This window comes from Exiguobacterium sp. s35 (assembly GCF_018617535.1).
GTDB lineage: Bacteria > Bacillota > Bacilli > Exiguobacteriales > Exiguobacteriaceae > Exiguobacterium > Exiguobacterium aestuarii.
Genome location: NZ_JACSKI010000002.1, coordinates 188,911 through 205,556, shown reverse-complemented (window position 1 = coordinate 205,556; position 16,646 = coordinate 188,911). Strand labels below are relative to the sequence as shown.

General features: G+C 43.6%; 14 protein-coding genes. 5 read left to right on the top strand and 9 right to left on the bottom strand.

Annotated elements, in window-relative coordinates:
• Positions 1-65 precede the first annotated feature (65 nt).
• The 7 genes from KNO75_RS11435 to KNO75_RS11405 form a co-directional block, all read right to left on the bottom strand.
• On the bottom strand, positions 66-434 hold the full coding sequence (locus tag KNO75_RS11435) for a winged helix-turn-helix transcriptional regulator (protein WP_214790252.1): 369 nt from the start codon (positions 432-434) through the stop codon (positions 66-68).
• 56 nt (positions 435-490) lie between these two features.
• Positions 491-1,426, bottom strand: a complete 936-nt coding sequence (manA, locus tag KNO75_RS11430) for a mannose-6-phosphate isomerase, class I (protein ID WP_214817943.1) — start codon at positions 1,424-1,426, stop codon at positions 491-493.
• Positions 1,410-2,570, bottom strand: coding sequence for a glycerate kinase family protein (locus KNO75_RS11425; protein ID WP_214790250.1), 1,161 nt, complete (start codon positions 2,568-2,570; stop codon positions 1,410-1,412). Before KNO75_RS11425 ends, manA begins: the two co-directional genes overlap by 17 nt.
• Positions 2,571-2,629: 59 nt before the next feature.
• Complete coding sequence (gene mngB / locus KNO75_RS11420; protein ID WP_214790248.1) at positions 2,630-5,242, bottom strand: mannosylglycerate hydrolase; 2,613 nt, start codon at positions 5,240-5,242, stop codon at positions 2,630-2,632.
• Between the two features lie 13 nt (positions 5,243-5,255).
• Positions 5,256-7,184, bottom strand: coding sequence for a PTS 2-O-a-mannosyl-D-glycerate transporter subunit IIABC (mngA, locus tag KNO75_RS11415; RefSeq protein ID WP_214790246.1), 1,929 nt, complete (start codon positions 7,182-7,184; stop codon positions 5,256-5,258).
• A gap of 134 nt (positions 7,185-7,318) precedes the next feature.
• On the bottom strand, positions 7,319-8,044 hold the full coding sequence (locus KNO75_RS11410; RefSeq protein ID WP_214790244.1) for a MurR/RpiR family transcriptional regulator: 726 nt from the start codon (positions 8,042-8,044) through the stop codon (positions 7,319-7,321).
• Positions 8,045-8,225: 181 nt separating this feature from the next.
• Complete coding sequence (locus KNO75_RS11405) at positions 8,226-9,023, bottom strand: glucose 1-dehydrogenase (RefSeq protein ID WP_214821861.1); 798 nt, start codon at positions 9,021-9,023, stop codon at positions 8,226-8,228.
• Between the two features lie 189 nt (positions 9,024-9,212).
• On the opposite strand from KNO75_RS11405, the gene KNO75_RS11400 reads away from it, so the two are divergent.
• Both KNO75_RS11400 and KNO75_RS11395 read left to right on the top strand, forming a co-directional pair.
• Positions 9,213-10,535 (top strand): hemolysin family protein, encoded by a 1,323-nt coding sequence (locus KNO75_RS11400; protein ID WP_251126172.1) that lies wholly within the window; start codon positions 9,213-9,215, stop codon positions 10,533-10,535.
• A 200-nt stretch (positions 10,536-10,735) separates the two neighbouring features.
• Positions 10,736-11,728, top strand: coding sequence for a 5'-3' exonuclease (locus KNO75_RS11395; protein WP_214790240.1), 993 nt, complete (start codon positions 10,736-10,738; stop codon positions 11,726-11,728).
• A gap of 15 nt (positions 11,729-11,743) precedes the next feature.
• Here KNO75_RS11395 and KNO75_RS11390 read toward each other — a convergent pair whose 3' ends face one another.
• Positions 11,744-12,547: a VOC family protein gene (locus KNO75_RS11390; RefSeq protein ID WP_214821864.1), complete on the bottom strand. Its 804-nt coding sequence runs from the start codon at positions 12,545-12,547 to the stop codon at positions 11,744-11,746.
• A gap of 107 nt (positions 12,548-12,654) precedes the next feature.
• Here KNO75_RS11390 and KNO75_RS11385 point away from each other — a divergent pair, with 107 nt between their 5' ends.
• On the top strand, positions 12,655-12,981 hold the full coding sequence (locus KNO75_RS11385) for a winged helix-turn-helix transcriptional regulator (protein WP_214790236.1): 327 nt from the start codon (positions 12,655-12,657) through the stop codon (positions 12,979-12,981).
• A 63-nt stretch (positions 12,982-13,044) separates the two neighbouring features.
• A complete protein-coding gene (locus KNO75_RS11380) occupies positions 13,045-14,052 on the top strand; it encodes a S66 family peptidase (protein ID WP_214821867.1) in 1,008 nt (335 codons plus the stop codon).
• A gap of 4 nt (positions 14,053-14,056) precedes the next feature.
• On the opposite strand, the gene KNO75_RS11375 is transcribed toward KNO75_RS11380, so the two are convergent.
• Positions 14,057-15,277, bottom strand: a complete 1,221-nt coding sequence (locus tag KNO75_RS11375) for a helix-turn-helix domain-containing protein (protein WP_214821870.1) — start codon at positions 15,275-15,277, stop codon at positions 14,057-14,059.
• Positions 15,278-15,386: 109 nt separating this feature from the next.
• Here KNO75_RS11375 and KNO75_RS11370 point away from each other — a divergent pair, with 109 nt between their 5' ends.
• Entirely contained in the window at positions 15,387-16,640 is a 1,254-nt protein-coding gene (locus KNO75_RS11370) for an MFS transporter (RefSeq protein WP_214790230.1), read from the top strand.
• Positions 16,641-16,646 lie beyond the last annotated feature (6 nt).

Genomic DNA, 16,646 nt, shown 5'->3' with positions numbered 1-16,646 from the left:
CTCATATTACCCGCCTACAAGTACGGACTTCTTTATCCGTACGGACACTTTTGTACAGACTACGGTTATGCGTCATATTCTTCTTCGAAATAAATTTCTCCATATTGATGCTCATCTTGATAATCTTTTCCCCACGATCCTAATTGCTTTAAAATGGGTAAGAGCGCTTCGCCAGCCTCCTTAAGAGAATATTCTGCACGTGGTGGAACTTCGTCATATATTTTTTTAGCCAAGAGATCTGCTTCTACTAGTTCTTTGAGTTGACGAGAGAGTACTCGTTCATTGATGTTCGGAATTTTACGTTTCAATTCTCCAAATCGGATCACGCCAGCACCGCCTACGTGATAGATGATAAGTGGTTTCCATTTCCCCCCCATCACATCGAGCGCCAACTCTACATTACAATAAAAAATCTTATATTCTGCTTCTTTCATGATTCCCTCCTCATCATTCCTAACACAAAAAGACACCGTCTCCGATGTCTTAAATCTTACAGGATACAATCACTCGTAATCCACTCCATAGTTCCAACAACCGACAACGATTGATGATGTGCAGTCACGATGAGATGATCACCTTGTTGAACATCCACTCCATCGATTTGACCATTCCCTTTTAAAATCGATATGAGTCGAAAACGATTCAATGACGAAAGATTGAAACCTGTCTGAACATTCATATGATAGACATTGAATTCATTCGTTTCAACCAACGTTGTAATTGTGCCCTCAGGAACTTTTATTGTTTCTGGGACAATGACTACCTGTTCATTCGGGAAGTTCGTGACAGCTAATGCTTTTTCTAAATGTAATTCTCTAAGATTTCCCGTCGCGTCGACACGATCAAAATCATATACCCGATAAGTCGTGTCTGATGACTGCTGTGTCTCAAGAATAACGATTCCTTTTCCAATCGCGTGAATCGTACCACTTGGAACATAGATGAAATCACCTTTTTTTACCGGCATGCGACATAAGAGGTCATCCCACTGGCCATGCTCAATCCGCTCCAAAAATTCTGATTTTGTTTTTGCACGATGACCAAGAATCAATTCCGCATCAGGTTCTGCATCGACCACATACCAACATTCGGTTTTTCCGTAAGGTTCACCTTCTAAACGTTGTGCCTGATCGTCGTTTGGATGAACTTGTACGGATAAATCCTCCCTCGCATCTAACAATTTAATGAGTAGAGGAAATTCTTCATTTTTGTACTCTCCGAATAAATAACGGTGATTTTTCCATAGCTCCGCTAGAGACATTCCTTTATATTCTCCAGCCAAAACGTAGCTCATGCCGTTCGGATGCGCCGAGATCCCCCAACATTCCCCAATGTTTCCATCTGGAATTTTATAGTTAAAGAGAGTACTTAACTTTCTACCGCCCCATATTCTCTCTTGAAATACCGGTTCAACTTTTAGAATCATTGTTCCCTTCCTTTCTGGCTTGGAAAGTAGCATAGCAATGTGCCGCCGTCTGTTTAAGATGTTCATAAGCGACTTTTGGTTTCATTAACTCTTCGAGAGACATTGGGCCCGACGCGATGGAATGTGCTGCGAGAACGGAGGTATGTTGTAACTTTTCAAATGAGATGTTGACACTTCCCCCAAGTAACACTACGGGTATCTGTTCTTTCGCTCCAAGCTTTCCAATCATCAACGGAAGCTTTCCGTTTAAGGTTTGCTCATCGATTTTCCCTTCGCCCGAGATCACTAAAGCGTAGTTGGCAATTCGTTCGGGAACATCGTTCAGCGACAACACCAATTCTGCACCGGATGTATATTTAGCACCGGCATAGGCGTATAGTGCTCCTGCAATTCCGCCCGCCGCACCGCTTCCGACACATAATTGAACATCCACTCCTGTATCTCGTTCCATCAGTTTTGCGAAATGTTTCAACCTCTCATCTAGTAACAACACGTCCTCTTGGGTCGCACCTTTCTGTGGTGCATATACATACGCTGCCCCGGTCTCTCCGTAAAATGGGTTCTCTACATCGCAGACCAGAACAATCTCTGTGTCTTCTAACCTCTTCTTAAGCTCACACAAATCACTGCGAACCACAGAATGAAGGTTTTCGACGTTAGTGACTTCTTTTTGTTTAGCATCGAAGAAGATTCCTCCGAGTGCACGTAACATCCCGAATCCGCCATCCGTTGTTGCGCTCCCACCTAACCCGACATAAATCGTTCGACTTCCTTCTTTGATTGCATCAAGGATGAGTTGCCCGACCCCATAAGATGTCGCAAGTCGCGCGTTCCGTTCTTCGATTGGAACTTGAGGTAATCCACACGCCGCCGAGACTTCGATTACCGCTGTTTGATGTTGTCGATTGATTCCATACATCGCCATCACTTGTTTTTTTCGTGAATCAAGTACTTCAAGCTCCCGATTTTCGAGTTGTAATGCATGTCGTAATGCAGAGACCGTTCCTTCTCCTCCATCTGCAACTGTCAAAAGATCAATGCGTTCATTTGGATTGACCATTCGGATTCCATCTTTTACAGCTTGGTTAGCTTGTTCGGATGTCAGACTTCCTTTGAATGAATCAAGTGCTACTAATACAGACATGTTGATTCCCTCCGTATAAAAATCAATCAGGACACGGATCATCCATGTCCTGATTCGTTTTATTTCATCAAGATGGACTTCACTTGATTCGGTAAGATATTAAACTGATTGTTTGACACGACCTCAGTAATGTCTCGAACCGGTTCTTCATTCAAATTGACTTCAGTGAATGAATCAAAGTCTACTTTCGTAAACATGAGAGGAATCGTATGTTCAGTCGGGTTATACACACGCAACAGTAACGCTTTTTCGTTCTCTGCTTTCTTCAAAGTGCTCATCAATAACCCATTTTCAGCCATTTCAAAAAGCGATGCAGAGGCGTTTAAGCAAAGTCCGGTAGGGTTAAGCTTCATCGCATCATGCGGAATTTTGTTATAGGTCACAATCGGTGTAAGATGACGTTTCGCCAAGTCAGAGAGACGTTCAGTTCCATCCAATGATGTGAATGCAAGGTCAAACGTATACGTTCCGATCATCTGGGAATCCGGTGTCGATAATTTGATTCCAGATGGTCGCCCAGGTCGTCGAACAAGCTCTTCTTTACCTAACACGCCTACACTTCGGAACAAGGTGATGGCTAGTGTCGATTCACCTTCTTCTATTACTTCAAACTCACGTGAGCTGTTCGTAATGACACCCATTCCATTTCCTGATTCTTCTTGTAATCCCACATAAGACAACATCGGGAAAATTCCGTCCGGTCGTTCATTCCATCCTTCTTCTTCCCATACATGAATTGCATCATCGATGAACGGTCGTTTGATTTCACCGAACTGATTGTCGGAAAACGAAACATTCGTTTGGACAGAAGTTGGCAAACAAAGGCGAAGGCGATGATCATTTGCGTCATTATCCACGACTACTTTGAGTCCAATTGTTGAATCATTTTGTTCAATGACCAATTCAAGTGAAACCTTCAATAGATTCGTCAGTCGCCCATCTTTTCGTTCCATCAAATCACGCGGGATCTTCATATCATGTGAAATCGTGACAACTGTTCGGTTGGATGTGCTCGTCGTTTGAATGATCGGACGACTCGATTGTGTCGTGATCGGATTGTCTCCTGCGAGCGGAGAATAGTCATATTCATCTCCATCATCTCCACTATCTTCGAGCCACAACAAATCTCGGTGCAATACGCCCGATCGTTTATCCAGCAAATCGATAGTTCCATTTTCTTTGACCGTGATGTCATAGACTTTTGTTTCAATCAGTTGTGGACCAAATACTGTCGTCTCTTCTACAACTGTTGGCGTCGACTCTGATACTACAAATACGGTTTCATAGCTAAGTGCTGCCAATTCACGTCGAACTTCGATTGTATACTTGTAAAACGGATCATAGTTGCCGTAGTGAACGATTTGGCGATCAATCAAGCCTGGATCAATGATTTCTTTTTGAATCAATTCATAAGGTACTTCCGTTCCGTCTTCTGTTTCTAAGCGGAATGATTCAAACTTTGTGATGACTTCCGTCCGAATCACACGTTCTTCGGCAATGCTTCTCAAATTAAAGAACGTCAATCTATCTTCTGTTCGTTTCGTGTCAATCGAATCCACAATTCTACGTTTATAGAATGTGATCAATTGATCTGTTTTTTCGTTTGCGATGAAGAAACGGTTGAAGATTTCAGCATGGACTTTATCCGAACAACAGCAACCGATGCTGTCATGGGCATGATTTTTCATGATTTCTTTCCAAATCAATTCGATCAAACCGTGATGATATTCAATGCCGAGGGAATACGCTAAACTCATCAATGGTTCGAGCGTGTTCGTCAACTTGTTCTCAATGATGGCGTTCATCGTTTTGATATCCATTCGAGTTGAATAGATACTTCGGTGAACCCGCATGTATTTTCCATCGAGAAATTCGCCGCTAATCGTCGGAAGATTCAACTGTTTCTCGAGTTGCTCAAACACTTTTTCATAGCGACTCAAGAAAAATTCACGTTCAGGATACAAACGATGCAGTTCGGTGAGCACTTCCGTAATATTTTGCTGAATCGGCATCTGGTCATGACCATTTGGAAGGAGAAGGTTTTCACCTGTGGCTCCGCGATCAAGTACTGGCAAATATTTATCCATGCGTTTCTTTAACGCCTCTGGTTCGGTAGGCAAATACTTTCCGATTGCATAACCGAGTGGCATCAATTGAACCAATACGTTCGATCCATCTTTCGATTCCCAGTAGAATTCAGTCTTGTTTGTCCCATGACGTTCCGACGTTCCACGCCAAAAGATGGAGCGCTTGATCCCGAAACCATTCAAAATCATTGGCATTTGAGCAGATTGACCAAAGGAATCAGGCAGATATCCGATTTCCATATGGGGTCCAAACTCTTTAGAGTCTTTAATACCGTATAGCAAGTTTCGAACTATTGATTCTGCCCCAACAATCATCTCATCCGTCTGTGTATACCAAGGTCCGATGATCAACTTGTTCGCCTGAACGAGGCGTTTAATCCGCTCACGATTCTCCGGCTTTACGGCCAAATAATCTTCTAAAATAGACGTTTGTCCATCTAACACGTAATACGGATAGTGCTCATCTGTTTCCAAACGATGCATAATTTCTTCTAAGTTATTCACCAACAGAATTCTTGACTCTTCTGTGGAGAAGTACCATTCACGATCCCAATGCATATGTGGAACCACATGAACCTGTTTCATTTCTATCTCTCCTTTATGCTGCTTCTTTCTCCGCTTTCAACTGCTTTTGAACTTTGTGTCTCCGTGTATACAAGAGAAGGAATGTAGAGATTGCAGCCCCTACTAATGCTGCTCCCAACCAAATCGTTGCCGCGAAGAACAACGGTGGACCTTGAAGTAGTGCTAATGAGAAAATCCCTGCTCCCGGAACGTTCAATCCGATCCCAAAATATGCAACGATTGCGCCCGTCACGGCTGAACCCGCAACGAGTGACGGAATCACTCGGAGTGGGTCATTGATCATGAATGGAATAGCCCCTTCTGTAATACCGGCAAGTCCGAGTAACCAAGTCTGTTTCCCAATTTCACGTTCTTCACGTGTGAACAATGTTCTACCTAAACGCGTTGCCAATGTGACCGAGAAAGCAGAAACCATCTTGACCGAAGCGAATGCCGCATACGGGATAAAGTTCCCGCTTGCCATCGCACCGATACAGAACGTATATGCCGCTTTGTTGATTGGACCACCTAAGTCAAACGAGACCATGGCTCCGATAATCGCTCCAAGTAAGAGCGCATTTGCTCCTTCTAAACCACTTAACCATTCGAGCAATCCTGTGTTTAGCGCCGCAAGTGGTCGACCAATGACGAACAACATAATGGAACCGACGACTAATGTTCCTACTACCGGGTACACCCAGAAACTAATGAATCCTGCAAATGTACCTTTTGGTTGTATTTTCGCTTTTAAATACTTAAGGAAGTAACCCGCTAACAAACCACCGAGCATCCCACCTAAGAAACCGCTACCAATTAAGTTCGCGGCAACACCAGCAGCAAAACCTGGACCTAGCGCCGGTTTATCTGCAATCGAATACGCCATGTATGCTGCAAGGATTGGAATCATAAGTTGACCTAAGAGCGATCCACCTAATTGTCTTAACAACCACAACCATGAGCCTTCTTCAGCATAAAGCGCCTGTAAATCAAAAATTTGGGCGATAAAGACCGCGACCGCAAGCGTCATTCCCCCGGCGACGATGACCGGTATAATATGAGAAATCCCAGTAAGCAGTGAATTTTTCACTTCTGTCTTCCATGACTGACCATCTTCTTCAGTATGCGTAGCCGAAACTTCTTTGAACTCACCGCGCGCTTCACTTTCGCCTTTATTTAATGCTTTTTGCACTAATTGTTTTGCATTACGAAGCGGTGATGCGACTGACGTTTTTACTTTCGGCAAATGACTGAAACGTTCTTCTTCTTTTACGGAAACGTCCACAGCAAAGATAACAGCTTCAGCACTTTCTAAATCTTTTGTCGAGTGGCGATCCTCAATCCCGTTCGCACCCTGCTTCTCGACTTTGACTTTCACGCCAAGTTCTTGACCCGCTTTTACTAGAGCTTCTGCCGCCATATACGTATGAGCGATGCCGGCAGGACAGGCTGTGACGCCCAAAACTAACTTTTGATTTTCATTTGATGAAATCGAATTCTCTTTCTCTTCCGTTTCATCTAATCGAACAAGCATCTCTTCTGGAGATTTCGCTTGTAATAAACGATTCTTATACGCCGTGTCAGTCAGACGAATAACAAATTCTGATAATAGCGACAAGTGAGTAGATCCTGCTTCAGCAGTAGGAATGGCCAACAAAATGACAAGATTGACTCGATTGGTAGGGTCAACACTTTCCCAGTCATCGATTGGTTGTTTAAGGGTGGCGATAGCAAAACCAGCTTTTACAACTGCATCTGACTTTCCATGAGGAATTGCAAGTCCTCCTTCAAATCCTGTCGGCGATAATGCTTCACGCTCCATTACTGCTTGATAAAATGTTGATTCGGACGTGATATTGCCATTTTGCTTAAGTTGTTTGATCAAAAAACGAATCGCTTCTTCTTTTGAGGAGAAGGATTGTTCAACATTCAACAATGAAACGTCTGTGCTCTCTCTCAGTTGCATAACTTCTGTCCTCCTTATGAGAATGAATAACTTTCTATATGCCAAGTGTATCAACAAAAAAAAGAGAAGAATGATTCTTCTCTTTTTTGCACAAACTCTATTCATGTAAGGGTTTTCATGTGTATTTATACACATCATTTATACGATTTCCAATAATCTTCAAGGATGTGTCTTAATAGATAAAAAATAGGTGTAGGGTCCGTAATGTTATGATGATGACTGTAGATTGGAGGGGATGAAAAATATAATGAATATGAGGATTCTCTCTGCAAGGTATTGTCGCATAAATGAGTAATAGCAACCGTTCGGACATGACGCTGTTTTGCGAGATGTGCCAGCTCAATCAATTGACTCGTTTCACCCGAAACGGAAATAAATATTAACAAGTCCTTACTTGTTAAAGTTTCAAGTTCTGTCAGCATATTATGACGATGAAGATAGAATTCACACTTCTTGTTTACTGTTCTTAATCCATTCATTAGATATTCGCAGTAAATAGCCGAGTCACCTATTCCATATACGATGACACGAGAAGATTGGTGAATCATCATATTAAACGTTTGTATTTTCTGATGACTTAGCAAAGCATGTGTTTTTTTAATGTTTTGCATCGCATCTAACTCTTCTAGTTCGCGCAATTCTTCCTTCATGGCCGTTTTCATGTGTGAAAATCCATCATATCCAAGCTTTCGCGATAAACGAATAATCGTATTTGGTACCGTAAACATTTGAGTAGCCAATGATTGTACTGACATATGGGTTACATCTTCAAAATTGGCCTGAATATATTCTATGATTTGATCGTCTGTATCATTTAACAGATGCTCAAAATTTAGAATCCGATCATTAAAATGAAGCATAATCTCCTCCCGAAACACAATAATCCTACTCATTTTTCATTTGCATTAAATATAAAATAAATTATATACATGTATCACTCTTTCATTTAAGCGATTACAACAATCTCCATTAGCTTATACGACACGTAAAGAACTTGCAATCAAACAAAAAAGAGAGGTGTGTCCCCCTCTTTTAACTTCCTTATTGAACTTTATTCTCTGGACCGAATGATGGATAAAGCGATAGTCCACCATCCGCAAAGATTGTTGTACCGGTCACATAAGACGATTCATCTGATGCGAGCCAAGCGGCAACGGCGGCAATCTGCTCTGGCTTCCCAATGACATGAGATGGGATAAGTGCCTCCAGCCCTTTCTTCTCTTCAGGGTCGCTCATCGTCTCTTCGTTGATTGGCGTATCGATTGCACCTGGTGCGATTGCATTGACGCGAATGTGGTTCGGTGCATATTCGAGAGCGACTGATTTTGTGAACATTTTCACGCCGCCCTTACTTGCTGCGTAATGTGTGTAGCCCGGACGCGGAATGACTTCGTGAACGGAAGACATATTAATGATATTGCCTTCGATTTCATGTTCAACAAAGTATTTCAAGGCAGCACGCACACCAAGGAACGTTCCGTTCAAGTTGACGTCGATAATTTTCTTCCAATTATCGAATTCCATCTCATGTGTTTTCGCCTCGACTTGAACTCCCGCATTGTTCACGAAGATATCCATCTTCCCAAACTCAGAGATTGCTTTCTCAATCATCTTCTCCGCGAGTCCTTCTTCCGAGACGTCCCCTTTCACGGCGACGGCTTTCCCGCCACCCGCCTCGATTCCACGGATAACTTCTTCCATCTCTTTCTCACTGCTGCGATAGTTCAGGACAACGTTCATCCCTTCCTTCGCATAGCGCTCTCCGATGGCTCGACCAAGACCTTTCGAACTCCCCGTGATGACTGCGACTTTCCCTTTTAACTCTGGATAGTTTGCCATATGAATTCCTCCTTCATCTTCTCGGGTTTAGTTCCCGCATTCCCCTCTTCATCAAACATGATTGGCTGCATTTTGAATATTGGAGACAAATCAACTATACTGAAACAAACTATTCGTTTTCAGGAATTGCCTGAAAGACGTTTGATCTTATACTCAATGGAGGTGACTCCCCGATTTTTGGGGGAATTGTTGGACAGTCCCATGTTACTCAGCTTACTCATCGTTGCGCTCTTAATCTTTTTGACCGCCTTTTTCGTGGCAGCCGAATTTTCAATTGTGAAAGTGCGTGGCGCTCGACTTGACCAGCTCGTGCTTGAAGGAAATAAGAGAGCGGTCAGCGCAAAAAAAGTCATCGAGAATATCGACGACTCCCTTTCTGCATCTCAGTTCGGAATTACGCTTTCTGCACTCGGGCTCGGGTGGATTGGTGCCGATCAAATCGAAACATATATCCACACGTTGGTCGACCAGCTAAACTTATCGCCATCTCTCGTGACATTCTTGTCGTTCCTGATCGCATTCTTACTCATTGCGTTCTTGCACGTCGTCATCGGGGAACTCGTTCCGAAAACACTTGCGGTTCATGAAGCCGAAAAGTTGACGCTCCTTGTCGCACGCCCGCTCTACGTGTTCACGAAAATCTTCTACCCGTTCATTCGTGCCTTGAACAGCATGGCACGCCTCACTCTCCGTTTATTCGGAGTGCAGACGACGGCGCAGGAGACGGCACACTCAGAAGAAGAGCTGAAAATCATCATGACGGAAAGTTTCCGCAGTGGTGAAATCAACGAAAACGAGTTGGCGTATGTACAAAACATCTTCTCGTTTGACGAACGAATCGCAAAAGATGCCATGGTTCCACGGATGAACATGGTAACCATTGATGAAGAAGATACAATCGAAGAAATCATTTCAGTTGTTGAAGAGCATCAGTACACACGTTATCCAGTCACAAGAGATGGGGATCGTGATGACGTCCTCGGATTCGTGAATGCGAAGCAACTCTTTACTGCTCAACTGTCAAAAAATGATGCACCATTCGAGTCGTTCATTCACCAATTACCACTCGTCACCGAATTCACACCGCTCCAAGAAGCGATGGTGAAGATGCAAAACGCGCAGACGATGATGTGCTTAGTCATCGATGAGTACGGGGGGACTGCGGGCCTCTTGACGATTGAAGATATTTTGGAAGAAATCGTTGGTGAGATTCGCGACGAGTTCGACCGAGATGAACAAGCAGAAATTACCGAAATTGCTCCGAAACATTACCGTCTCTCTGGACTTGTGTTGACACAAGAACTCGAGGAGCGGTTCGGAATCGAAATCGAAGATGACGTCGATACGGTCGGTGGATTCGTTTTGTCACAAAAAGCGAACGCACGAACAGGAGAACGGTTCATTTTGCCTGGTAATCATGAACTGATTGTCAGCGAGGTCGATAACCACCGAATCGTCTTCGTCGATTTAATCTTAGCCTCTTATGAAGATGAGGAACCCGTATCAGAATAACGCTTTTCTTAACGCCCTTCTCTATATTTTAGAGAAGGGTTTTTGATATGTGAGCTGAACTGTCGCTATATTTTCGCCTCTTGCCGTGATATACTGCACATATGTTGCTTATTTGAGTGTCACGCACTCAATGACACAACATCACCGAAACATGGCGAGATGTTCGGTTTAAACAGAAAGAAATAGAAAGAAGGTTACGCATGGAACGCAAACTATTTTTGATTGACGGTAACTCCATGCTGGCCAGTGCTTACTATGGTGCCGCCGCGAGCCGAACGAAAAAAGGACGCGAGGTATCTAAAAACGATCGGAGTGCCGTCATCGGAATGACCGGCCTCATCCGGACGATTCTACGTAGACATCGTCCGACTCACTTTGTCGTCGTCTGGGACGTCTCACGTGAAACATTATGGCGTCGAGAACTCTACCCGGGCTATAAACGCCGCAGACGTCAAACACCGCCTGAATTGAAAGCGCAAATGGAACTCATGCGTCAACTGCTTGAAGATAGTGGGATTCCACAATTCCAAGTAGAGGGCTATGAAGGGGAAGATTTAATTGCCCACATCGCGCGTAAATTCAGTTGCAGTGCACCTGTGGTCATCATGACAAAAGACAAAGACTTGTTACAGCTTGTCAGTCCACGAATCACCGTTTGGTTGCAAACACAGGAGCTTCAGCAAATGCAGGCTCGCTGTGACATTCGTGATAACCGCCCATTACCGCTCAAACGTCATTTAGAAATTCGACCAGAAGAGATCGCGGCGTTATACGAAGGATTGAAACCGAAGCAACTGTCAGCCGTTAAAGCGTTGACGGGAGACCGTTCTGACGGGATTCCGCCAGTTGCAGGGCTCGACGAAAGCCAATCGGTCCAATTGATCAAACGATTCGGTTCGCTCGATAAGCTGTATTCTGCCTTGAGTATCAAAGGTGACAAACGACAACAAGTAAATGAAACGATCGCGGCACTGACGTCAGAGGAGGTGCCCCGTAACTTGAGACGAACACGCAAAAAAGCAGAGCGCAATATGGAGCTCGTTCGTCTCGATGTCACGGTGCCAGCACTTGAACATTTGAAGCTAGCTCATCTCGAGCTCAGCATCAATCCGAAGCGAGTCGAGCAAGCGTATCAAAAACGCGGACTTCGTCTCTCATTCAATGCAAGTCAGAAGAAAGTATCCGCACGTTAATAAAGAACGGACGCCTCAAGCGCCCGTTCTTTTTATATGCACGGTAATTCCGTCTTCATCGGTCAACGACCACTCAGACGATGTTCCTCCTAGTGCCTGATTCGTCTCTTCATCGACGAGAAGTGTCCACGCCTCGAGTCCAGCCTCAACGCCTAGCTCATCACTCGGACGTGCCCACACGTTCGTCCCAACGTGATGGTGATATCCGTCGGCCGCAAGGAACAATGCCCCCGGATAAGAATCGGTCGTGATGGAAAATCCGAGTCGGTCATGGTAGAAGCGTTTCGCCGCCTCGATGGACCGGACTTTAAAATGCACATGTCCCATCGTCGTCCCGACTGGTAAACCTGTAAACGGTCGATTGGCTGCAGCTTGAAGCATCGATTCATAGTCGACCGGCTCAGTCGCCATTTTCACATGCCCGTTCGCTTCATAGCTCCATTGTTCTTTCGGACGATCGGCGTATAGCTCGATTCCGTTCCCTTCTGGGTCACTCAAGTAGAACGCCTCGCTCACCAAATGGTCACCTTGTCCGACTTCGATACGCCGCTCGATGAGATGTGCCAAGATACTTCCTAACGCTACACGATTCGGTAAGAGAATCGCTAAATGAAATAACCCCGCCGCCCGCGGATTTGTCTTCGCCTCGGGAACACTGTGCAAGATGACGAGCGGGCGCTCCTTCGTTCCGAGCGTGACAAGCTCTTCGGTTTCTTCTTGGACGCTCATCCCGATCACGTCTACATAAAATTGTGTCACTTGTTCGATGTCACGAACCCGAAGTGTCACCGGTCCTAGTTCAATATTTTCGATTTTCATATACAATCACCTCACCTTCACTATACCCGCTCGACTTATGTTGCAGAAGTAGGCACAAAAAGGTGGTATAGTTACCTCAACGATACTATTGGAAAGGAAGAGCGATTGTGACGAAGATAACAAGCTGCGAAGTCGATACGGCACTTGAACTAATCACAGGAAAATGGAAGCACTCCATCCTCCTCGTCCTAATCAATGGGGACACGTTACGCTTCAGTGAGTTGAAGCGAGCATTACCAAAGATCAGTCAAAAGATATTGACCGCGCAACTCCGTGACTTAGAAGAACAGGATATCGTCATCCGGACCGTCTATCCAGAAGTTCCACCCCGTGTCGACTATCGCTTAAGTGAGTATGGGAAAACACTTATCCCGATTCTCGAAGCAATGAACGAATGGGGAATGCGTCATGCAGAACGTATGCGTTCCAACTAGTTGTCCACATGTGGATAACCGTCTTAACCCGTCCCATTTATCACTTATCCACAGGAGGTCGTCATGATTCGTTATCCACAGTTAACCGGTCATCAAATCGGGGTCACCGCTCCCTCATCCGGTATACCAACAGAACTACACCATTTATTGCATCAAGCGGAACATAAGTTTTCTGATCGAGGGTTCACATTGCAATTCACTCCAAATGCGTGGAAACAACAATTCGGGAAGTCCTCCCCGGCTCGCGTACGAGTAAATGAACTGACCAATCTCCTTCAAGACGACACTGTCGACTTGATCATTCCGCCTTGGGGCGGAGAACTTTTAATGGAGATCCTTGACCAAATCGAGTGGCAATCCTTACCCGCAAAATGGATGCTCGGTTATTCAGATACGAGTTTGTTGCTCTTCGTCTATACGCTAAAAACCGGAATCGCCTCGGCCCATGGTCCGAACCTGGTCGATTTACGTGCGGATATTTGGGATGAGACGAGTTCACGCTGGTTAGATGTATTGTCGACGCGGGTCGACGAGACGGTCATCCAACGCTCGTCTGAGAAGTTTCAAAAGGAATGGCAGCATGACAATCCGACGCCACACCTGTTTCATTTGAGTGAAACAACGGAATGGAAAGCGATTGGGGGTCAATACGCGACAGGTCGATTGCTTGGTGGATGTCTCGATGTGCTCTTACATACAATCGGGACACCGTATGGCGACGTCAGGACATTCCAACACGATTACCTGAAGGATGAACCGATTCTTTGGTATTTTGAGAATGCCGAGATGAACGTCCCCGCATTAAAAAGGACCCTCCTCCAAATGAAGTGGGCCGGTTGGTTCGATCATACGTCTGGTATTCTATTTGGACGAAGTGATGCACCATCTGTGCATCAAGACTATACGGTCGAGATGATATATGAAGAGCTTCACCACATGCTAGGTATTCCAATCTTTTACGATATCGATTGCGGACACGTCCCCCCACAGATGACGCTCGTCAACGGGGCTCACGCTTCTGTCCAAGTCGAGCATGGTCAAGGAACATTGATTCAAACATTCAAGGGCTGATACATCAGCCCTTGATTTTAACTAGTAATCCCGTTAAGTTTTGATGATAGTACCCTTCAGGGAATTGATCGATAAGTATCTCGATCTCCTCTAACCATTGATTCCCACATCCGTAAAGGGTACCAAGTAATAGTCCTTCTAAATAAATGGCTTGGTCAATCAAGCTATGCTTCAGTTGCCATTCATTTCTTCTTTCCCACAATTCATTTAAGAATACTTCCGCTTTTTCGATATCACCCTTCATCGCATGATAAACTCCTTTGAACATTTCAAAAGGAGTAATGAAGCGTTTTTCCTCTTTAATCGCCATATAGCTTTCTTCTTTTTGCAAGATTTTTTCGATAATGTTTAATTGAACCCCCATCAAGTCTACATTATTTTGTTTCATCGCCACTAAGCCTTCTGTAAACGCCAATCTCATTCTAGAAGAATCATCTTCGGTAAAATCAACATACTGTCGAGCTTTCATGATTGCTGTCTGAATCAATTCATTCTCTTTTCGATAAAGTGCGCAAATGACGAGAGCTCGATATACGTCATCTGCTCGATAATAAGTTCGAGTCTGTTTCATATAATTCAATGCTTCTTCTAAATATTGAATAGCGTGAGACAATTGAGCGTTGTAAAGTAATTCTTTAAAAACAAGTAACATATAAAATTCGATACGTGTTTTTGTTTTCATCGCTTGAGAATCGAGCTGTTCAATCAGTTCGATTTTTTCACCCGCTTCATCAAATCGATCCCAGTGCATTAAATAATATGCTTGACCGATTCGCGTCATTGCAATTTCATCTTTCTCACCTAATCGTTCAAATAACTCAATAGCACGATCATAATAACTTAATACTAAATCGCGATTATCATTCGTCAAAATGGCGTCACCATAAAAAACATACGCTCGTCCCAACCAAATCGATTGCATGTCACTATCAAGAAATGGTTCTAAACGCTCGATAATATCTTTATTGTCCCATTTCATAAAACCCATATCTGCGTACTCGATTTCCTCTACAAGTTTTTGTAGTTCAGACTCTCTAGAATCTTTGAGCAAAAACTGTACTGATACATCCAATCGACTGGCGAGTTCTCGCAAACTGCGCATCGATGCCTCCGCTTTTCCATTCTCAATCATGCTAAGCATTGATTTCGTGACAATTCCTTCCGCCAACTGTGTTTGAGTCATTTTTTTCTGTTTTCGCAATGCTTTAATTCGCTCTCCAATCATATGACACCCCTTAAAGTTAAATTATATTGAACTTTATGTTTACATTTCACTCAATTGCCTTTATGATAATGTTAAATCACATTTAACTAATTTGTAAAGGAGACTTCTTATGAAAAAATCATTTTCGAATCTACACATCTTGTTAATCGGAAAATTCATGTCGTTGTTCGCCTCAAACTTGTTCACATTTATCGCCGGATTGACTGTACTTACCACTTCCGGTTCAGGGTTACAATTTGCGATTGTCTTATTAGCAGGAACCCTTCCTCGCATTCTGCTCTCTCCTTTTGCTGGTGCTTATGCAGACAAGCTAAATCGCAAGCGTGTCATCGTAAATATGGAAACGTTAAATGGAATGCTGTTTCTTCTTGCCGGAATTTCGAGCTTAATTTGGACATTTAATGTCCCTGCTTATCTTTTGATCACCGCATTACTCTCTGTTTTTTCAACTTTCCTATCCGTGACTTTATCTAGCTCAATCCCTCTTTTGTTTAAGGAAGAAGAGTTACAACGGACAAACTCATTAATCCAAAGTATCATCTCATTTTCAAGTATTGGCACACCTTTATTGGCCGGAGCTTTATTTAAAATTCTACCGATTTCCGTATTCTTGTTCAGTTCAGCTGTATTATTTTTCATCGCAGGATTAGTCGCCACTCAACTTAAATTTCAAACCCGCGATATTCAAGAAACGTCTCAGTCGACTTGGAAAGAAGTACAATCCGGGTTTCAATATCTTAAAAAACAGCGTGTTTTATGGACCATTGCGCTCCTCGCTACTTTTCTTAATTTCTTTTTTGTCGCATCCGAAGTCTTATTCCCTATTGCTGCCTTACAAGAAATCGGGGTATCACCTCTTCAGTTCGGATTTTTAGAAAGTATGTTCGCCATTGGGTTTTTAGTCGCTTCATTACTACATGCATTACCATTCTTCAAAATTAAGTACCGACTTTCAACGATGAGAAGTGCCTTAATTGCTTTAAGCTTACTTTTTATCGGTCCAGCCATCCCACTTTACTTTACATTCAACGTATTGCCCGCTATCTTATTCTTTTCATTTTTCGCTTTATTGAGTGGCCTCTTCGTTATTCGAGCCAATATTCCGATTCAGATGTATTTACAAACGAACACAGATCCCAATTATCTAGGTCGTGTAATGGGAGTCCTCGAGTCACTTGCAATGGGAATCACACCACTTGGGTTCATTCTTTTCGGGTTTTTAAGCGATTTAATTCCAGTCGCTCTTCTCTACACCATCTGTATGATTTGTTTGCTTAGTCTCACTTTGATTTCCATGCATCGCATCCGTCACGATATCCAAGCAGAACGAGCAGAAGTCCAGTCGATCGAACGCATCTCGTAACGAAAA

Excerpts from the sequence above, each read along its gene's own strand:
- KNO75_RS11435 (WP_214790252.1), bottom strand. The coding sequence starts at position 434 with ATGAAAGAAGCAGAATATAAGATTTTTTATTGTAATGTAGAGTTGGCG.
- KNO75_RS11390 (WP_214821864.1), bottom strand. The coding sequence starts at position 12,547 with ATGAAAATCGAAAATATTGAACTAGGACCGGTGACACTTCGGGTTCGT.
- mngA (WP_214790246.1), bottom strand. The coding sequence starts at position 7,184 with ATGCAACTGAGAGAGAGCACAGACGTTTCATTGTTGAATGTTGAACAA.
- manA (WP_214817943.1), bottom strand. The coding sequence starts at position 1,426 with ATGATTCTAAAAGTTGAACCGGTATTTCAAGAGAGAATATGGGGCGGT.
- KNO75_RS11395 (WP_214790240.1), top strand. The coding sequence starts at position 10,736 with ATGGAACGCAAACTATTTTTGATTGACGGTAACTCCATGCTGGCCAGT.
- KNO75_RS11425 (WP_214790250.1), bottom strand. The coding sequence starts at position 2,570 with ATGTCTGTATTAGTAGCACTTGATTCATTCAAAGGAAGTCTGACATCC.
- KNO75_RS11380 (WP_214821867.1), top strand. The coding sequence starts at position 13,045 with ATGATTCGTTATCCACAGTTAACCGGTCATCAAATCGGGGTCACCGCT.
- mngB (WP_214790248.1), bottom strand. The coding sequence starts at position 5,242 with ATGAAACAGGTTCATGTGGTTCCACATATGCATTGGGATCGTGAATGG.
- KNO75_RS11410 (WP_214790244.1), bottom strand. The coding sequence starts at position 8,044 with ATGCTTCATTTTAATGATCGGATTCTAAATTTTGAGCATCTGTTAAAT.
- KNO75_RS11375 (WP_214821870.1), bottom strand. The coding sequence starts at position 15,277 with ATGATTGGAGAGCGAATTAAAGCATTGCGAAAACAGAAAAAAATGACT.
- KNO75_RS11405 (WP_214821861.1), bottom strand. The coding sequence starts at position 9,023 with ATGGCAAACTATCCAGAGTTAAAAGGGAAAGTCGCAGTCATCACGGGG.
- KNO75_RS11370 (WP_214790230.1), top strand. The coding sequence starts at position 15,387 with ATGAAAAAATCATTTTCGAATCTACACATCTTGTTAATCGGAAAATTC.